Origin of the sequence: Lentzea sp. NPDC042327 (assembly GCF_040647275.1) — a bacterium.
In the GTDB taxonomy this organism is placed as follows: domain Bacteria; phylum Actinomycetota; class Actinomycetes; order Mycobacteriales; family Pseudonocardiaceae; genus Lentzea.
The window spans coordinates 87,671-103,018 of sequence record NZ_JBEZBX010000019.1 but is presented as its reverse complement, the minus strand read 5'-3'; the positions used below and the strand labels follow the sequence as shown (position 1 = coordinate 103,018).

Sequence of the window (15,348 nt, the reverse complement as noted above, 5' to 3'; positions counted from 1 at the left end):
GGCAGCTCGGGACTGATATATCGGGTGAGGTGTGTGCCTGACTGGCTGCGGGCGGGGTCGGGCAGAGACCGGGGCGGGCTGGCCGCGCCAAGTACTTCGTGCGCGGCCGGCCCGTCCCGGCGACAGGATGGTCAGGACGCCGGCGGGGGTGCTGTCGCGGTGAGGGCCTTCGCCAGGGCATCGAGGGTCAGCTCGACCTGCCACGACCGCGCCCCTCCCTCGCGCAGCACGGCGGCCACGGACTCGGGGGACAGGTCAGCGGGCGGCTGCCAGCAGGTGCGGCGCACCAGGTCGGGCAGCAGCAGGTTCTCCACCGGCAGGGTGTTGGCCTCGGCGATGGTCGCGAGTGCCGCGCGGGCGGCGGCGAGCCGGGCCGCGGCGTCCGGGTCCTTGTCCGCCCAGCGGTTGGGTGGGGGAGGGCCGTCGTGCTGGCCGGCGGGTTCGGGGAGCTCCGCCTTGGACAGCGCCGAGGCGCGTCGCAGGGCGTTCATCCAGGTGCCGGACATCCGGCGCTGGGCGCGACCGCGGAACACCGGGAGCGCGAGCAGCTCGGCTTCCGATGCGGGGTTGCGGGCGGCGGCCTCCATGAGGGCGGAGTCCGGGAGGACTCGGCCTGGAGCGATGTCGCGTTCGCGGGCCACGGCGTCGCGGGCTTCCCACAACGCGCGGACCAGTGCGAGCTGGCGCTGGTTGCGCACGCGGTGGATGCCCGACGTGCGCCGCCAGGGGTCGGTACGGGGGCGCGGCAACGGCGCCGTCCGTACCGCCTCGAACTCCTCGAGCGCCCAGGCGAGTTTGCCCTGGCGCTCCAGCTCGGCTTCGAGAACGTCGCGCAGCTGCACGAGCAGCTCCACGTCCAGAGCGGCGTACGTCAGCCAGTCGGCAGGAAGGGGGCGGCGCGACCAGTCGGCCGCGCCGTGCCCCTTCTCCAGCCGATAGCCGAGCAGCCGCTCGACCAGCGTGCCCAATGCGACGCGTTCGAACCCAGCCAGCCTGCCCGCCAGCTCGGTGTCGAACAGCACGCCAGGTCGGAGCCCGAGCTCGGCGAGGCACGGCAGGTCCTGGGACGCTGCGTGCAACACCCACTCGGTGCCCTCCAACGCCTCCACCAGGGGGTCGAGCCGTCCGCCGAGGGCGATCGGGTCGACCAACCAGGTGCCGGCGCCTTCCCGGCGCAGTTGCACCAGATAGGCACGCTGTGAGTAGCGGTAGCCCGAGGCTCGCTCGGTGTCCACCGCGACCGGGCCCTCCGCCCCGGCGAGCGCGTCAGCGGCTCGCCGGAGCGCAGAAGGATCGGCGACCACCGGCGGAACCCCATCAGCAGGTTCCGTCAGCGGTACCGGACCGGGTCCGGCTGGTGCGGTTGGCTCGTCGGCGGGTACATCCACAGCGGAAGACCCTACGACGATCGCACCACTCACAGGTGTTCTCGGCCGGTTCAGTGCTTCAAACCGGTGTCTAACGGATCACGCCGGCACGCATGGCCAGCGCGACCATCTGAGCGCGATCCCCGGTGCCCAGCTTCCGGCCGATCCGCGACAGGTGAGACTTCACCGTCAACGCGGACAGGCTCAGAGCCTCGCCGATCTCCTTGTTGCTCTGGCCATCGGCGACCAGCTGGAGCACCTCGACCTCACGTGCGGAGAGTTCCCGCGGCGTGTTGTCGGTGCCCGGCACCCGAGTACCCGCTGCGAGTACTGGTGCCACGCTCGGATCTGCGTAAACGCCGCCGTCGAGAACCCTGCGCACCCCGTCGGTGACCACCATCGGAGAGGCGGACTTCAGGAGGTACGCCTGGGCGCCCGCCTGGAAGGCCGACCTGACCGCGTAGGGGTCGTCGGAGGATGCGAGGACCACGATGCGGGGCCAGCCCTGGGCACGGAGCTCCGTGACCAGGTCGATGCCGGTGCCATCCGGCAGGCCCAGATCGAGGATCGCGAGGTCGCACGGTCCGGTTGCAAGTGCCCGCGCCCGAGCCTCTGCCACCGATGCGGCCTCATGCACTGTCCCGGCTCCCATTTGGGTGAGCCGAGCTGATATCGCCTCCCTCAGCAGTGGGTGGTCGTCGACCACCAGCACTGAAAAAAGCTCTTCCCGCGGGTGCGGGACCATGTTCGCCGGCAACGAGCCGGCTGGCGTGGTACGAACGGCCTGACCTAAGCCGACGGCAGCCACGTCACTACCTCCCTGGAGTCGGTCGTGCCCCCCGACCGGCACCGGAGACTTTCGTCCAATCAGCCGCGCCACTGATCGACCGAAAGTGGTGTCGTCTGGGGCAGCGTAGCCGCCCATGCGGGTCTACGGGACGATCAATCGGGTATCTATCCCTATTGAGTTGTGACAGATGGCCTCATGTGTCACACGATTGGATGACAACTGGATAGGGGGTGTAACGCGGACCCCTTCCGGAACGACATCTAGGAGTTGGTTGTGCCGAGTTCTGCCGGTCGTGAACGAGCGCGGGCATTGCTGCAGCGTGTGCCCCTCGTCGACGGCCACAACGACCTCCCGTGGGCACTGCGCGAGTTCGGCGAGGGAACCGGCGAGGACGTCTTCACGACCGCCGCCAAGATCGATCTGACCGAACGTCATCCGGACCTGCACACGGACCTCGTGAAAATGCGCGAGGGCGGTCTGGGCATGCAGTTCTGGTCCGTTTGGATTCCCGGCAGGCTCGCCGGCGACGGAGCTGTGACCGCCGTGCTGGAGCAGGTCGAGCTCGTCTACGAGCTGGCGGAGCGGTATGCCGGCCACCTCGGGATCGCGACCACTGCGGCCGAGGCCGAAAAAGTTTTCTCCTCCGGGCGTGTCGCGTCACTCCTCGGGGCTGAGGGCGGACATTCCATCAACTCTTCACTCGGCGTCCTGCGCGCACTGCGCCGCCTGGGTGTCCGGTACATGACGCTCACCCACAACGACAACACGCCGTGGGCTGACAGCGCCACTGACCAGCCGGAACACGGCGGGCTGACCGAGTTCGGCCGTGCGGTCGTGCGCGAGATGAACCGCATCGGCATGCTCGTCGACCTCAGCCACGTCGCGCCCAGCACGATGCACGCGGCGCTCGACACGAGCGTCAAGCCCGTCATCTTCAGCCACTCGTCGTGCCGCCACGTCGCGGACCACCCGCGCAACATCCCGGACGACGTCCTCGTGAAGCTCAGGGACAACGGCGGTGTGGCCATGATCACATTCGTTCCGGACTTCGTGTCGCCCCGTGTCGCTGAATGGGACGCAGCCCTTCGTGACGCGATGACGGCCGCCGGCGCGAGCCATGCCGACATGGGCGAGCGCAAGACGTTCAGCGAGGAGTGGGTCCGGGAGCACCCGAAGCCGGGCGCGACGCTCGACGACGTCGTCACGCACCTGGAGCACGCCCGCGAGGTCGTCGGCATCGACCACCTCGGCCTCGGCGGCGACTACGACGGCGTGACGGCGCTCCCGCAGGGGCTCGAGGACGTCTCGACGTACCCGAACCTGCTCGGCGCGCTGCTCGACAAGGGCTGGTCCGAGGACGACTGCACGAAGCTCGCCGGCGCGAACGTGCTGCGTGTGTTGCACGACGCCGACAACTGATCGTTGCAACGGGCGAGCTCGCCTCGCCCGCATGCAGCTAGCTCACCTGCTGTTTTGCAACTGGTCTTTTGACGACGACCGTAAAAGACCAGTTGCAAGGGGTGCTGCGGGCGCGCTGATATATCGGTGGGAACGTCGGGTGGTGTACCGGGTAGGTCAGGAGCGCTGACCGAACATGGTCACGCCGACCGGGGGCAGGCCCACGGCCGTGGCCATCAGCTCGTAGAACGCGGTGCCGTGCTCGGCGAGCTCGCCGTCGAGGGCGGTCCACGAGGCGCGCAGCTCCAGGTCGTCCGTGCGGGCCGGGCCGGCGATGTCGCCGAAGCGGGCCGAGGACGTCTGCGTCACGGTGCCGCCCAGCGCGGTGAACCGGGCACCCGACTGCTCCAGCGCCTCCGTCAGCCACGACCACCCGACCTCGGGCAGCAGCGGGTCCGACGCCAGTTCGTGGTCGAGCTCCACGCGCACGTAGGCGACGACGCGGAGCACGCCACCCCACGCCTCGTCGCCGTCCGGGTCGTGCAGCAGCACGAGCCTGCCCGTCGACAGCTCGTCGGACGGGCCGGTGACCTCCGCTGTCAACGCGTACGCCCAGGGCGCGAGCCGCTGCGGCGGTCGAACCTCGGTGAGTTCGATCTCGGGCCTGTGGCGAACCGACTTGAGCGTCCCCACCGCCCGGCGGAAGATTTCCGGCTCGGTCACGCAACTGACTGTATGCCTCGCAAACCGACCGAGTGACGGCGGCACGCCGAGACGTGGGACCATGGAAGAAAGAGAGAGATGGCTTGACTGTGTCTGATTTTGCGCAACCCCTTCTCGTGGCCGCGCGGGGCGGCACCCCGTCGCACACCCCTGTCTGGTTCATGCGGCAGGCGGGACGGTCGCTGCCCGAGTACCGGGCGCTCCGCCAGGGCACCGCGATGCTCGACGCCTGCATGGACCCGGAGATGGTCTGCGAGATCACCATGCAGCCGATCCGGCGGCACGGCGTGGACGGCGCGATCCTGTTCTCCGACATCGTGGTGCCGCTCAAGGCCGCCGGTGTCGACCTCGACATCGTCGCCGGCACCGGGCCCGTCGTCGCGAACCCGGTGCGGACGCTCGACGACGTGAACGCGCTCCCGCAGCTGCACGCCGAGCAGGTCCAGCCGGTCGCCGACGCGATCGGGCTGCTGCTGAAGGAACTGCCCGCCGAGGTCGCCCTGATCGGGTTCGCCGGCGCGCCGTTCACGCTCGCCTCCTACCTCGTCGAGGGCGGGCCGAGCAAGAACCACGAGCGCACCAAGGCGCTCATGCACGGCAACCCCGAGCTGTGGCACGCGCTGCTCGCGAAGATCGCCGACATCACCGCGGCGTTCCTGCACGCGCAGCTCGACGCGGGCGTGCAGGCCGTCCAGCTGTTCGACTCGTGGGCGGGCGCGCTGTCCGAGCGCGACTACCGCGAGTTCGTGCTGCCGCACTCGAAGCGGGTGCTGGAGACGATCAGCACCGTGCCGCGGATCCACTTCGGCGTCGGCACCGGCGAGCTGCTGCCCGCGATGCGCGAGGCCGGCGCGGACGTCGTCGGCGTCGACTGGCGCCTGCCCCTCGACGTCGCGGTCGAGCGGCTCGAGCGGGCCCACCCCGAGCTGCCCAAGCCGGTGGTGCAGGGCAACCTGGACCCGGCGCTGTTCTTCGCGGGCTTCGCGGCCGTCGAACGCGAGGTGCGCCGCATCCACGCCGAGGGCAAGGCCGCCGCAGGCCACATCTTCAACCTCGGCCACGGCGTCCTGCCCGACACCGATCCGGAGATCATCACCCGGACCGTCGAACTGATCCACAGCTTGTAATGAACGCAAGAGCACCCAGGGTCGCCGTCGTCGGAGGTGGCATCTCCGGTCTCGCCGCCGCGCACCGGCTGCGGATGCTGCTCGGGCCCGACGCGCGGATCACCGTCATCGAGCAGTCCGACCGGCTCGGCGGCAAGCTGCGCACCGTCGAGCTCGCCGGGGTGCGGTTCGACGTGGGCGCGGAGGCCTTCCTGCACCGCAAGCCCGAGGCGCAGGAGCTGATCGACGAGGTCGGCCTCACCGGCCGGGTGGTGCACCCCACCGGCGCCAAGGCCACCGTGCACGCGGCCGGGCGCACGCACCGGCTGCCCGCGCACACGTTCATGGGCGTCCCGGCGAGCGTCGAGACCGTGCGGCACCTGCTGTCGTCCGAGGGCGCGCTGCGGGTCGAGATGGAACCGACGCTGCCGCCGGTCGACCTGCGCGGCGGTGACGTCGCGGTCGGCGCGCTGATGAAGGACCGGTTCGGCCCCGAGATCGCCGACCGGCTCGTCGGACCGCTGCTCGGCGGCGTCTACGCGGGCCGCGCGGACGAGCTCGGCCTGCGCGCCACGATGCCGCAGATCGCCACCCTGCTCGACAAGGGCGTCGGCTCACTGCTCGCCGCCGCCGCGATGATCATGCCCGCGCCGCCGCAGCCCCGTGCCGCGCGGCCGCCGGTGTTCGCGAGCCTCGACGGCGGTGTCTCCTCCCTCGTCGACCGGCTCGCCGAGGTCGCCAGGCCCGAGGTGCGCCTGGGCCTGCCGGTGCGCGTGCTGTCGTGGCTGGGCGACGGCTGGCGGCTGGAGATCGGCTCGGCCGCGACCCCGCAGTACCTGGAGTGCGACGGCGTCGTGCTCGCCGTGCCCGCGCCGGCGTCGCGCAAGCTGCTCGCCGAGATCGCGCCGCAGGTGTCCGCCGCGTACGGCAAGGTCGAGGTCGCCTCCATGGCCGTGGTGGCGCTCGCACTGCCGCCGGGCACCGAGCTGCCGGACCGCTCCGGTGTGCTGATCGCGGAGGGGGAGCGGTACTCCGACCGCATCACCCCGTTCACCGCCAAGGCGTTCACGTTCTCCAGCCGCAAGTGGGGCCACCTCGGCGAACCGGTGCTCCTGCGCGGCTCGGTCGGCCGCCACGGCGAGACGGCGCTGCTGCAGCGCAGCGACGCCGACCTGGTGAAGGCCGTGCGCAACGACCTGTACGAGCTCACCGGCGTCAACGCCACCCCGGTCGACTCGGTGGTGCAGCGCTGGGGCGGTGGGCTGCCGCAGTACGGCGTCGGTCACGTCGACCTGGTGGAGGCGATCGAGAAGGGCATCGGCGACGTGCCGGGCCTGGCCGTGGCGGGTGCCACCCTGCACGGCGTGGGCGTGCCCGCGTGCATCGCCACCGCAGACTCGGCCGCCGCCCGTGTCGCAGCCCACCTGCTGGGCCGCGTCCGGCGTTGAGCGGCGCGTGCCAAGATGGACGTATGGCGCGCCTGAACTACAACGAGCTCAACGACACCATCCGCTACACGATGTGGTCGGTGTTCCGGGTCGAACCCGGCAAGCTGCCCGAGGACCGCAGTGCCGCCGCCAGCGAGACCCAGAACTACCTGGACGCGTTGGAGGGCAAGGGCGTCGTCGTCCGCGGCGTCTACGACGTGGCCGGTCTGCGCGCCGACGCGGACTTCATGATCTGGTGGCACGCCGAGGAGATCGAGCAGGTGCAGCAGGCCTACACGGGCTTCCGCCGCACGCCGCTCGGCAAGGTCTCCACGCCGGTGTGGTCGCAGGTCGCCCTGCACCGCCCCGCGGAGTTCAACCGCAGCCACATCCCCGCGTTCCTCGCGGGTGAGGAGGCGCGCAAGTACATCTGCGTGTACCCGTTCGTGCGGTCCTACGAGTGGTACCTGCTGCCGGAGGAGGACCGCCGCAAGATGCTGGCGGACCACGGCAAGGAGGCCCGCGACTTCCCGGACGTGCGCGCGAACACCGTCGCGTCGTTCGCGCTGGGCGACTACGAGTGGCTGCTCGCGTTCGAGGCCGACGAGCTGCACCGCATCGTCGACCTGATGCGCCACCTGCGCGGCACCGAGGCGCGGCTGCACGTGCGCGAGGAGATCCCGTTCTACACGGGCACCCGCGTCCCGGCGGCCGAGCTGGTGCTCAACCTCCCGTAGCCCTGACGACGACAAGGCCGCCCGGAGCACCTCCGGGCGGCCTTTCGCGTCACCCGGCTACTGCGCGGCCACCCGGTAGGCGCGGATGACCGTCAGCTCGACGGTGCCGCCCTTCGCGTCGACCGCAGTGGCCCTCAGCGAGGCCCACTTCGCGTCCGCCGGGTGGTGAACGAGCGCACTGGTGCCGACCACTCCTGCACGACGCCACGACGCGCCGTCGTCGAACGAGTACTCGACACCGGTGATGCGCACCGCGCCAGTGTCGCCCTGCGACTGCGTGAGCAGACCGAGGCGCTGCAACGTCCCGGCGGGCACGGCGCCGTTGGCGTCGAGCTTCGGAGCGAACCGCACGACCGACAGCGGCAGCACCGAACGCTGCTCACCGGTCGCCTTGGACCTGAACGTCCACCTGCCCGACACCCGCGTGCTGAGCTCGAACCGCGAGCCGCGGTCGAGGCTCATCTCGGCGCGGTAGTCCGCCTCACCTGCGGGCAGGCCCTCGAACAGGCCACCGCTCTGCGGCAGCTCACCGACCAGGGTGCCCTCCCGGTACAGGGCCGTGCGGGCGGTGTCCACAGTGGACGTGCCACTGCCGTGGTTGCCGTCGCCCAGCATCGGCACGCCGAAGTAGAGCTCGTCCCGCAGGCGTTCGGCGAACGGGTACGGCGACTCCGGCAGCGCCGGCGAGAACACCGGCACGACCTCGTGCTCCTGGTGGGTGCGGCCGGGTGCGTAGGTGCGCGGGCCGGAGATGACGCGTTCCTGCGCGCCGTTGGCGTGCTGGGTGCTCACGACGGACTGCCAGCGCAGGTCCTCGGTGGTCAGGTAGTCGACCGCCTTGGCGCCGGAGGGCACCGGGTAGAGCGCCGAGGAGCCGCTGAGGCCGTGCACCGTCAACGGGAACTCGCCCTTGGTCGCCGTGCTGCCCGGCTTCAGGCCACCGATGGCGGTCTCGACGCGCGCGAGGTCCTCCTTGCGCGGTGTGCGGGTGAGGCCGGTGGGCAGGCTGCCGCCGACCGGGTAGGCGAGCCGGTAGTAGGTCGCCGGGTCGGCCGCCGAGTTGGCGTGCAGGGCCGTGAGCGACGAAAGCTCGCGCGGCGGGAGCGGACCGCCGATCTGCGCGGCCGCCACCCCCTCGAAGCCGCCGAACGAGAGGATGCCTGCCCCGACCGTGCGGTCGCCGTACGTGCGCTGCCAGCTCAGCTCACCGACGACGAACGAGCCGGGCGGTTCCGGTGCCCGCACGTCGATCCGCTGCGCGAGCCGGGCGTCCTGCCGCACAGTCAGGTCGCCCGTCACCGCCACCGTCGGGTGGAGGAGCACGTCCAGGTGCTCCGGGGTGCTGATCGACGAGTCGAGCACGTAGGTGCCCCTGGGCAGCCGGATCTTCTGGTCACCGGCGCCGACGAGCACCTTGAAGCCGGTGGAGTCGAGGCCGTCGACGAACGTGATCGAGCTCGCCGGGTCCTGCCCCGCGCGGTCGGTCAGGTCGACCGTGAGGGTGTACGACTCGACCTCGCGGTCGATGCCGACGAGAGTGCGGACGGTGTGCGAGCCGGAGGTCGCCACGACCACGCCGGTGTACGTGCCGTCCTTGCCGCCGACGCGGGTGTCGCCGGTGACCTGCACCGCCGCCGTGCCCTTCGCGGGAACGGTGACCCTGGTGGCGCCCAGCGTGAACATGCCCGCCGGAGCGGTCGTGTCAATCCTGAGGTCCAGCGTGACCGGCGCGTCCGTCGGGTTGGTGTAGGTGACCGGCTTGGTCTCCGGTTCGTCGTCGGCGTGCGGCCACTCGTGCCGGCCGAGGTTCAGCGCGACGACGTCGGCGGTCAGCACCTGCTCGACGGCCTTCGCCACGTCGATGCGGCCGGCGCCCTGGTCGAACGCGCTGACGCCGGCGGCCGGCCTGGCCGTGGTCGCGAGCGCCGACTTCACCTGGGCGGGCGTCCACTCCGGGTGCTGCTGGCGCAGCAACGCCGCCGCGCCCGCCACGTGCGGGGTCGCCATCGACGTGCCGCTGGCGGCGACGTGCTCGCCGTTGGTGCCCGCGGCCGCCGCGACGATGTCGACGCCCGGCGCGGTCACCTCGGGCTTGAGACCGCTGTCCCCGGTGCGCGGGCCCCTGCTGGAGAACGGCGCGAGCTTGTCGTCGCGGTCGACGGCACCCACCGAGAGCGCGGCCTCGGCCGTGCTGGGGGAGCCGACCGTGCCCGTCCCGCCGGAGTTGCCCGCGGCGATGACGAACAACGTGCCGTACCGCGCGGTCAGGTCGTTGACCGCCTGCTCCAGCGGGTCGACCTCCGGTGTGTCGCTGCCGCCGAGGCTCATGTTGACCACCTGGGCGCCCTGCTCGGCCGCCCAGCGCATGCCGTCGAGGATCCACGACTCCTGGCAGCCGGACTCGACGCACACCTTGGCGTCGAGCAGCTGCGCGCCGGGTGCGACGCCGCCGTACTTCACGTCGTGGCTCGCGACGGTCGCCCCGACGTGCGTGCCGTGGCCGACGTTGTCGGTGTTGTCCGGGTCGGTGGTGAAGTTCCGCTCGGCGACCTGCTGGCCGCGGAGGTCGGGGTGGTTCTCGTCGACACCGGTGTCGACGATGGCGACCTTCACGCCCTTGCCGGTGATGCCGCGCTGGTGGGCCGCGGGTGCGCCGATCTGCCGCACGCTGCGGTCCAGGACCGGCTTGCGGATGCCGTCGAGCCAGACCTTGGCCGCACCGGACCGCAGCGTGCCCCAGTCGCCGGTCGTGCGCGCGCCGAGCCTGGCCCGGCCGTCCACGACCAACGGCATCCGGTCCCGGTAGCCGAACTCCAGCAACGTGGTGACGTCGAAGAGCCTGCGGTCGAGCCGGTCCGCCGCCAGCGGCCCGATCGCGTCGCCGGGGACGACCAGGGTGTGCCCGTCGGCACCGCGGTGCGTCCGGAACGTCATGTCCTGCCTGCCCTCGCCGGGTTGGATGCCGAGCACCCGCTGTCCCGCGCCGAGCAGCACCCTGTCACCGGTGACGAGAGTGACCTCGTCAACGGCCTGGGCGGGCTGGTTCCCGGTCGGTGCCGCGGTGGCAGCGGTGGCCGGCAGGGCGGTCAGGGTGAGCGCCGCGAAGGCGGCGCCCAGCACTTTCGTTTTGCCGCGCATTCGAATCCCCTCGTGGTTCGAATTGCTGCGCGCTGTGGTCCGCGCAGGCCGGAAGGCCTTCCGCGGAAAAGCGAAGGCAAGGCGAAAAAGGTCCCCCGACGCTTTCGAACGTATCGAGGGTGGCCCGGATCACACAGGGCTGAACGGGGTATTCTCCTGCGGCTTCTCCGTGCCCGTCAGCGCGACCGCCAGAACTTCCAGCGCGACCTGGGCGGCGCCTGCAGCTCACCGGCGGCGCGCAGCCAGTCGGCGAACGCGGCGGCGTCCTCGCGGGCCCGTGACCCCGCCTTGCGGGGGTTGGCCAGCGCATACCGGTCGAAGAGCGGCCGGAACCGGTCGCCCAGCTCGTGTGCGACCTCCGGGCCCAGCATCCGCACGATGCCCCGGCGTTTCGCGAGCAACGCGCGCCGTTCGACCTCAATGCGTCGTTCGTCGAACCCCGCAGGTGCGGGGGTGCCCGTGAGCAATGCATTCAACAGTTCCGCCTGTCGCGCGGCAAGCCTTTTGCGTGCAGCCGAAGCGTCAATGTGGTCGTGTTTCTCAGTCACGGTGTTTGTCCACCACCGCGCGGATAGCGGTCAGCTCGGACGAGATTTCGGTGTCCGACGGGTAGTTGTCGTCGCGTTCGAGCAGAACACCGGGAGGCGCGACGCGCGAGCACAGCTCGTCGAGCACGTCGAGCACCTCGGGCAGCACCGCATGGGCGTGCGTGTCGTGGTAGATGTCGCCGTGCTGCTCGCCGCCGGCCACGTGCACGTACGCCAGGCGCTCCAGCGGGATCTCGTCGAGGAACCGCTGCGGGTCTGTGCCGATGTTGCGGGCGTTGGCGTAGAGGTTCGCGACGTCGACGAGCAACCAGCAGTCGGTGCGCTCGACGAGCTCGGCCAGGAACTGGCCCTCGGTCAGCTCGCCGTCCGGCCACTCCAGCAGCGCGGCGACGTTCTCCAGCGCGAGCGGCACCGGCAGGTGCTCCTGGGCGCGCTTGACGTTCGCGACGAGCACGTCGAGCGCGTCCCTGGTCCGCGGCACCGGCATCAGGTGCCCCGAGTCGAGCCCGCCCGCGCGCACGAAGCACACGTGGTCGCTCACCAGCGGAGCACCGACGGCCTCCGCGACCGACGCGAGGTGCTCGACGCGCTGGAGGTCGACCTCCTCCGCGCCGCCCAGCGACAGCGACACGGCGTGGGGGAGCACCGGGATGCCGCGCTCCAGCAGGATCGTCACCGACTCCGGCAGGTGGCCGGTGTGCAGGTTCTCGGCGACGACCTCCACGAAGTCCACGCCGGGCAGCCGTTCCACGGTCAGGTCGATTTCCGACCGCCAGCCGATGCCGACGCCCAGGTCCTTGATGACCGCCATCAGTCGCCTCCTCCGCCACCGCCGCAGCCACCACCGCCGCAGCTGCTGCCACCACTCGACGAACAGCCGCTGCCGCTCGAAGCGCATCCACTGCTACCACACCCGGCACCACAGCTGCCGCACGACGACCCGCCGCGGTCCGGAGTGGACTTCTTCAGGTGGCCCTTGCGCGGCAACATCCGCACCACGCTCTGCGACAGGCCGAAGAGCCCGGCGACCGGGCGCCCGTCGACCTTCCCGCAGAACCCGTGCACCGCCACCGCGTGCACCCGGTCGTGCGCGGTGGCGTGCAGGAGGGCCTGCCGGCCCGCCTTGGTGAGCGGCTCGCGGCCACGGGCCCAGACGACCAGCAGAACGGCGACCGGCACACCGATGAGGAACATCGGCGAGGACACGACCCCGAGCAGGAGCAGGGCGGCGGCGAGCACGAGGTAGGTCCACCAGGCGTCACTGCGCCGGCGTGACGGCTGCATCAGCCGCCGCGCCACCAGGTACCGGTGCAGCGCCTGCGCCTCCGGGCTGAACGCGGCGGACTCCACGACCAGCTCGAACCGCACGGCGGTGCTCAGCTGGTCGAGGACCTGCCGTTCCAGCGACGTGGTCGCGGCCTGGCCGTCCTGGCGCACGGCCGTCACGAGCCCGTCGCGCGACACCCGGACCGCGCCGGTGTCGACCAGCCGGGCCAGCGCGGTCTCCGCGGCCCGGCCGGGTCCCGCCGTCAGGTACCCGATCTCCTCCGCGGACAGCCGGGTGCCCTGGGGCGTCGTCGTGGTCATCCGGTCTTCCCCCTCAGCTGCTGGAGCCGCAGCTGCTCGAACTGCCGCAGCTGCTGCTCGAACTGCTGCAACTGCTGCTGGAACTGCTGCAACTGCTGCTGGAGCTGCCGCAGCCGCTGCTGGAACCGCCGCAGCCGCTGCTCGAACAGCCGCTGCCGGAACCGCAGCCGCTCCCGGCGCAGTTCGACGCCGCGCCGCAGGTGTAGACGTAGCCGGACCCGGCGGTGTAGTGCCAGCCACCGTTGTCCGAAGTGGACCGCCTGCTGCGCTTGCCCGGCGTGAGACCGCGGGTCGCCACGGTGTGCGGCCGGCTGAGCATGTTGTGCCGTGCGTACTTCAGCACGGTGCTGCCCAGGGGCGTCAGCGGGCCCCTCCTGCGGACCAGGAACGCCAGGAACGCCGTCAGCGCGGCGAACACCCAGAACACGTGCTCGGCGAACCCGATGCCGAAGAACAGGACGGTCATCAGGATGCAGACCACCTGGAGGCCGGTGGACCCGCTGACCTTGCGCCGCCGCAGACCCCGGTCGACCAGGCTCTGCTGCAGCGAGGCCATCTCCGGGCTGCGGGCGGCCCACGCCACGACCGAGCGCATCGGCTGACCGGCACCCTGGACCCCGGCCAGGACCTTGGCCTCGATCCGGGTCGTGGCGCCGTAGCCGTTCTGGTGGACGGCGGTCACGAGCCCCTCGCGGGAGACCCGCACCAGACCGCCGTCCATCAGCCGGGCCAGTGCGGCCTGCGCCGCCCTGTCCGGTCCCCCTGCCAGGTACCCGATCTCCTCTGCGGACCAGTCGGTCCTGGTCGAAGACTTGGCCATCAGCACTCCCCGTTCCACTGGTGCCGTCGCACCTTCGACGTGGAATCCGCTGCTCGGTTCCTCTCGTTACCCGAACGGCACCGTGGGCTCAGCAGCCGCCGCCGCCTCCGCCGCAGCCGCCCCCGCCACCGCCACCGCCGCAGCTGCTCCCGCCCGAACACGAGGAGGAGCTCGACGAACACGAACTGCCACCGGTGTAGCCCGCCGACGTCCCGGCCGGTGCGGCGAGCAACGAGCTGCGCACCGCGAGGTCCGGGTAGACGGCGAGGCCCCCGAGGGCGACCAGCGCGGCCGCGCCCACGAAGGTCTCGTGGTCCGGGCGGGTCTCCCCACCCCTTGCGGTGCGGGCGTCGTCGAAAGCGCGATCCCCCTTGGTCGTGCGCACGAGCTTGCCGCGCCGCGTGACGAGGAAGAGCAGCAGGAGGGTGAGGACGAGCTGCAGGGACAGCCAGCCGACGGGTGCGTCGATCGCGATGCCGTTGACCCAGCGCACCACGCCGACCGCGAACAGCAACCAGAACAACACCGATCCGTTGCGCCGCGCGCTTTTCGCGGCCTCCGGGCGGATGAGGAGACCCATGTCCTCGAGGCGGCGGCCGATCGAGGTGACGGCGGGGTCGCCGGTCATCGTCAGGACCAGCAGGGAGACCGTGCGGTTCTGGTAGCGCCGGCTGTCGGCGAGCACGGCGCGGTCCACGGGGTTGCGCGACTGCGCGGAGTTGGTGGCTTGAACGGCGCCACGGCGGGAGACCCTGAGCTCACCCGCGGTGAGCAGGCGGGCGATGGCCGTCTCGACCACGCGCCGCGGACCGCCCACCAGGTAGGCGATCTCGTCCACGTCGAGCAGGCGCACGGGCTGGCTCCCACCGGCCCGTGCGCGCACCCGGAACACGATCGCGACCAGCACGGCCAGTGCCAGCCCGATCCAGTAGAGCTGGAGGAACTCCGGTCCGGACAATCCCCAAGGCCTCATGCGACCCACCCCCTGACTGCCCCCAAGACCTTGCTTGGGTGACGTTCATGGTGTGGTCCGCGCCACAGGCTCACAAGGCTTGTTGACGAAGCCTTAGGGTTGCCCGCTCCCGGTCGCGGTTTCCGCCCGTGGGCGGGGAACGCGGCTCAGCTGGAGGAGCCGCCGTCGACCCCGCTGGAGCCCTCGCCGTCGGTGCCGAACTCGGTGAAGATCATCGCGCCTCCCAGGTTCTGTCCGGCCGTTCCGCCGGACCCGGCCCAGTCTCCTATTCGGACGGAACGAGTTTCAAGGAGACGGAGTTGATGCAGTAGCGCTGGTCCGTCGGTGTGGGGTACCCCTCACCTTCGAAAACGTGCCCGAGGTGGCTGTGGCACGTGGCGCAGAGCACTTCCACGCGCTTCATGCCGAGCGTCCGGTCCTCGCGCAGGATGACCGAGTCGCCCGCCAGCGGTGAGAAGAACGACGGCCAGCCGCAGTGCGAGTCGAACTTGGTGTCGCTGCGGAACAGCTCCGCGCCGCACGCACGGCACTCGTAGACGCCCTCGGTCTTGGTCTCGACGTACTCGCCGCTCCAGGGCCGTTCGGTGCCGGCCTGCCGCAGCACCGCGAACTCGGCGGGGTTGAGCTGGGTGCGCCATTCCTCTTCGGAGCGCACGATCTTGGGAGTGGTGCCGACAACAGGTTCCATGACCCTTTATAACGCCGCGGCGGTCGCTGGGCTTCCCGGCGGGGGC

The 15,348-nt window shown here is 71.2% G+C and carries 13 protein-coding genes and 1 pseudogene; 4 read left to right on the top strand and 10 right to left on the bottom strand.

Features of this window, described 5'->3' with window-relative positions; genetic code table 11:
• Positions 1-131 precede the first annotated feature (131 nt).
• Both AB0A63_RS35235 and AB0A63_RS35230 read right to left on the bottom strand, forming a co-directional pair.
• The gene (locus tag AB0A63_RS35235) at positions 132-1,388 is read right to left on the bottom strand and encodes a ribonuclease D (RefSeq protein ID WP_360399153.1); all 1,257 of its coding nucleotides are present in this window, start codon (positions 1,386-1,388) and stop codon (positions 132-134) included.
• A gap of 70 nt (positions 1,389-1,458) precedes the next feature.
• Complete coding sequence (locus tag AB0A63_RS35230; RefSeq protein WP_181320591.1) at positions 1,459-2,112, bottom strand: response regulator transcription factor; 654 nt, start codon at positions 2,110-2,112, stop codon at positions 1,459-1,461.
• Positions 2,113-2,430: 318 nt separating this feature from the next.
• Here AB0A63_RS35230 and AB0A63_RS35225 point away from each other — a divergent pair, with 318 nt between their 5' ends.
• Positions 2,431-3,576, top strand: coding sequence for a dipeptidase (locus AB0A63_RS35225; protein ID WP_360399150.1), 1,146 nt, complete (start codon positions 2,431-2,433; stop codon positions 3,574-3,576).
• Positions 3,577-3,732: 156 nt separating this feature from the next.
• On the opposite strand, the gene AB0A63_RS35220 is transcribed toward AB0A63_RS35225, so the two are convergent.
• Positions 3,733-4,278 carry a DUF3000 domain-containing protein gene (locus AB0A63_RS35220; protein WP_229813237.1) on the bottom strand — a complete coding sequence of 182 codons (546 nt, stop codon included), beginning with the start codon at positions 4,276-4,278 and terminating at the stop codon, positions 3,733-3,735.
• Between the two features lie 53 nt (positions 4,279-4,331).
• Here AB0A63_RS35220 and hemE point away from each other — a divergent pair, with 53 nt between their 5' ends.
• Genes hemE through hemQ form a run of 3 tightly spaced genes read left to right on the top strand, consistent with a single transcriptional unit; the run spans position 4,332 to position 7,548 of the window.
• Entirely contained in the window at positions 4,332-5,405 is a 1,074-nt protein-coding gene (hemE, locus tag AB0A63_RS35215; RefSeq protein WP_360399147.1) for a uroporphyrinogen decarboxylase, read from the top strand.
• Positions 5,405-6,832 carry a protoporphyrinogen oxidase gene (hemG, locus tag AB0A63_RS35210; protein ID WP_360399144.1) on the top strand — a complete coding sequence of 476 codons (1,428 nt, stop codon included), beginning with the start codon at positions 5,405-5,407 and terminating at the stop codon, positions 6,830-6,832. The genes hemE and hemG overlap by 1 nt, the downstream gene beginning before the upstream one ends.
• Positions 6,833-6,855: 23 nt before the next feature.
• Entirely contained in the window at positions 6,856-7,548 is a 693-nt protein-coding gene (gene hemQ / locus AB0A63_RS35205) for a hydrogen peroxide-dependent heme synthase (RefSeq protein WP_360399141.1), read from the top strand.
• Positions 7,549-7,605: 57 nt separating this feature from the next.
• Here hemQ and AB0A63_RS35200 read toward each other — a convergent pair whose 3' ends face one another.
• The 7 genes and pseudogenes from AB0A63_RS35200 to msrB form a co-directional block, all read right to left on the bottom strand.
• A complete protein-coding gene (locus AB0A63_RS35200; protein ID WP_360399138.1) occupies positions 7,606-10,686 on the bottom strand; it encodes a S8 family serine peptidase in 3,081 nt (1,026 codons plus the stop codon).
• A 176-nt stretch (positions 10,687-10,862) separates the two neighbouring features.
• On the bottom strand, positions 10,863-11,162 hold the full coding sequence (locus AB0A63_RS35195) for a hypothetical protein (RefSeq protein ID WP_360399135.1): 300 nt from the start codon (positions 11,160-11,162) through the stop codon (positions 10,863-10,865).
• Between the two features lie 64 nt (positions 11,163-11,226).
• Positions 11,227-12,045, bottom strand: coding sequence for a DUF692 domain-containing protein (locus AB0A63_RS35190; protein ID WP_360399132.1), 819 nt, complete (start codon positions 12,043-12,045; stop codon positions 11,227-11,229).
• A complete protein-coding gene (locus AB0A63_RS35185; protein ID WP_360399129.1) occupies positions 12,045-13,061 on the bottom strand; it encodes a TIGR04222 domain-containing membrane protein in 1,017 nt (338 codons plus the stop codon). Before AB0A63_RS35185 ends, AB0A63_RS35190 begins: the two co-directional genes overlap by 1 nt.
• A gap of 85 nt (positions 13,062-13,146) precedes the next feature.
• Positions 13,147-13,641 (bottom strand): annotated as a pseudogene (locus AB0A63_RS35180) (TIGR04222 domain-containing membrane protein); the annotation flags it as partial.
• A gap of 88 nt (positions 13,642-13,729) precedes the next feature.
• Complete coding sequence (locus AB0A63_RS35175; RefSeq protein ID WP_360399126.1) at positions 13,730-14,614, bottom strand: TIGR04222 domain-containing membrane protein; 885 nt, start codon at positions 14,612-14,614, stop codon at positions 13,730-13,732.
• A 265-nt stretch (positions 14,615-14,879) separates the two neighbouring features.
• Positions 14,880-15,302 (bottom strand): peptide-methionine (R)-S-oxide reductase MsrB, encoded by a 423-nt coding sequence (gene msrB, locus AB0A63_RS35170; RefSeq protein WP_360399123.1) that lies wholly within the window; start codon positions 15,300-15,302, stop codon positions 14,880-14,882.
• Positions 15,303-15,348 lie beyond the last annotated feature (46 nt).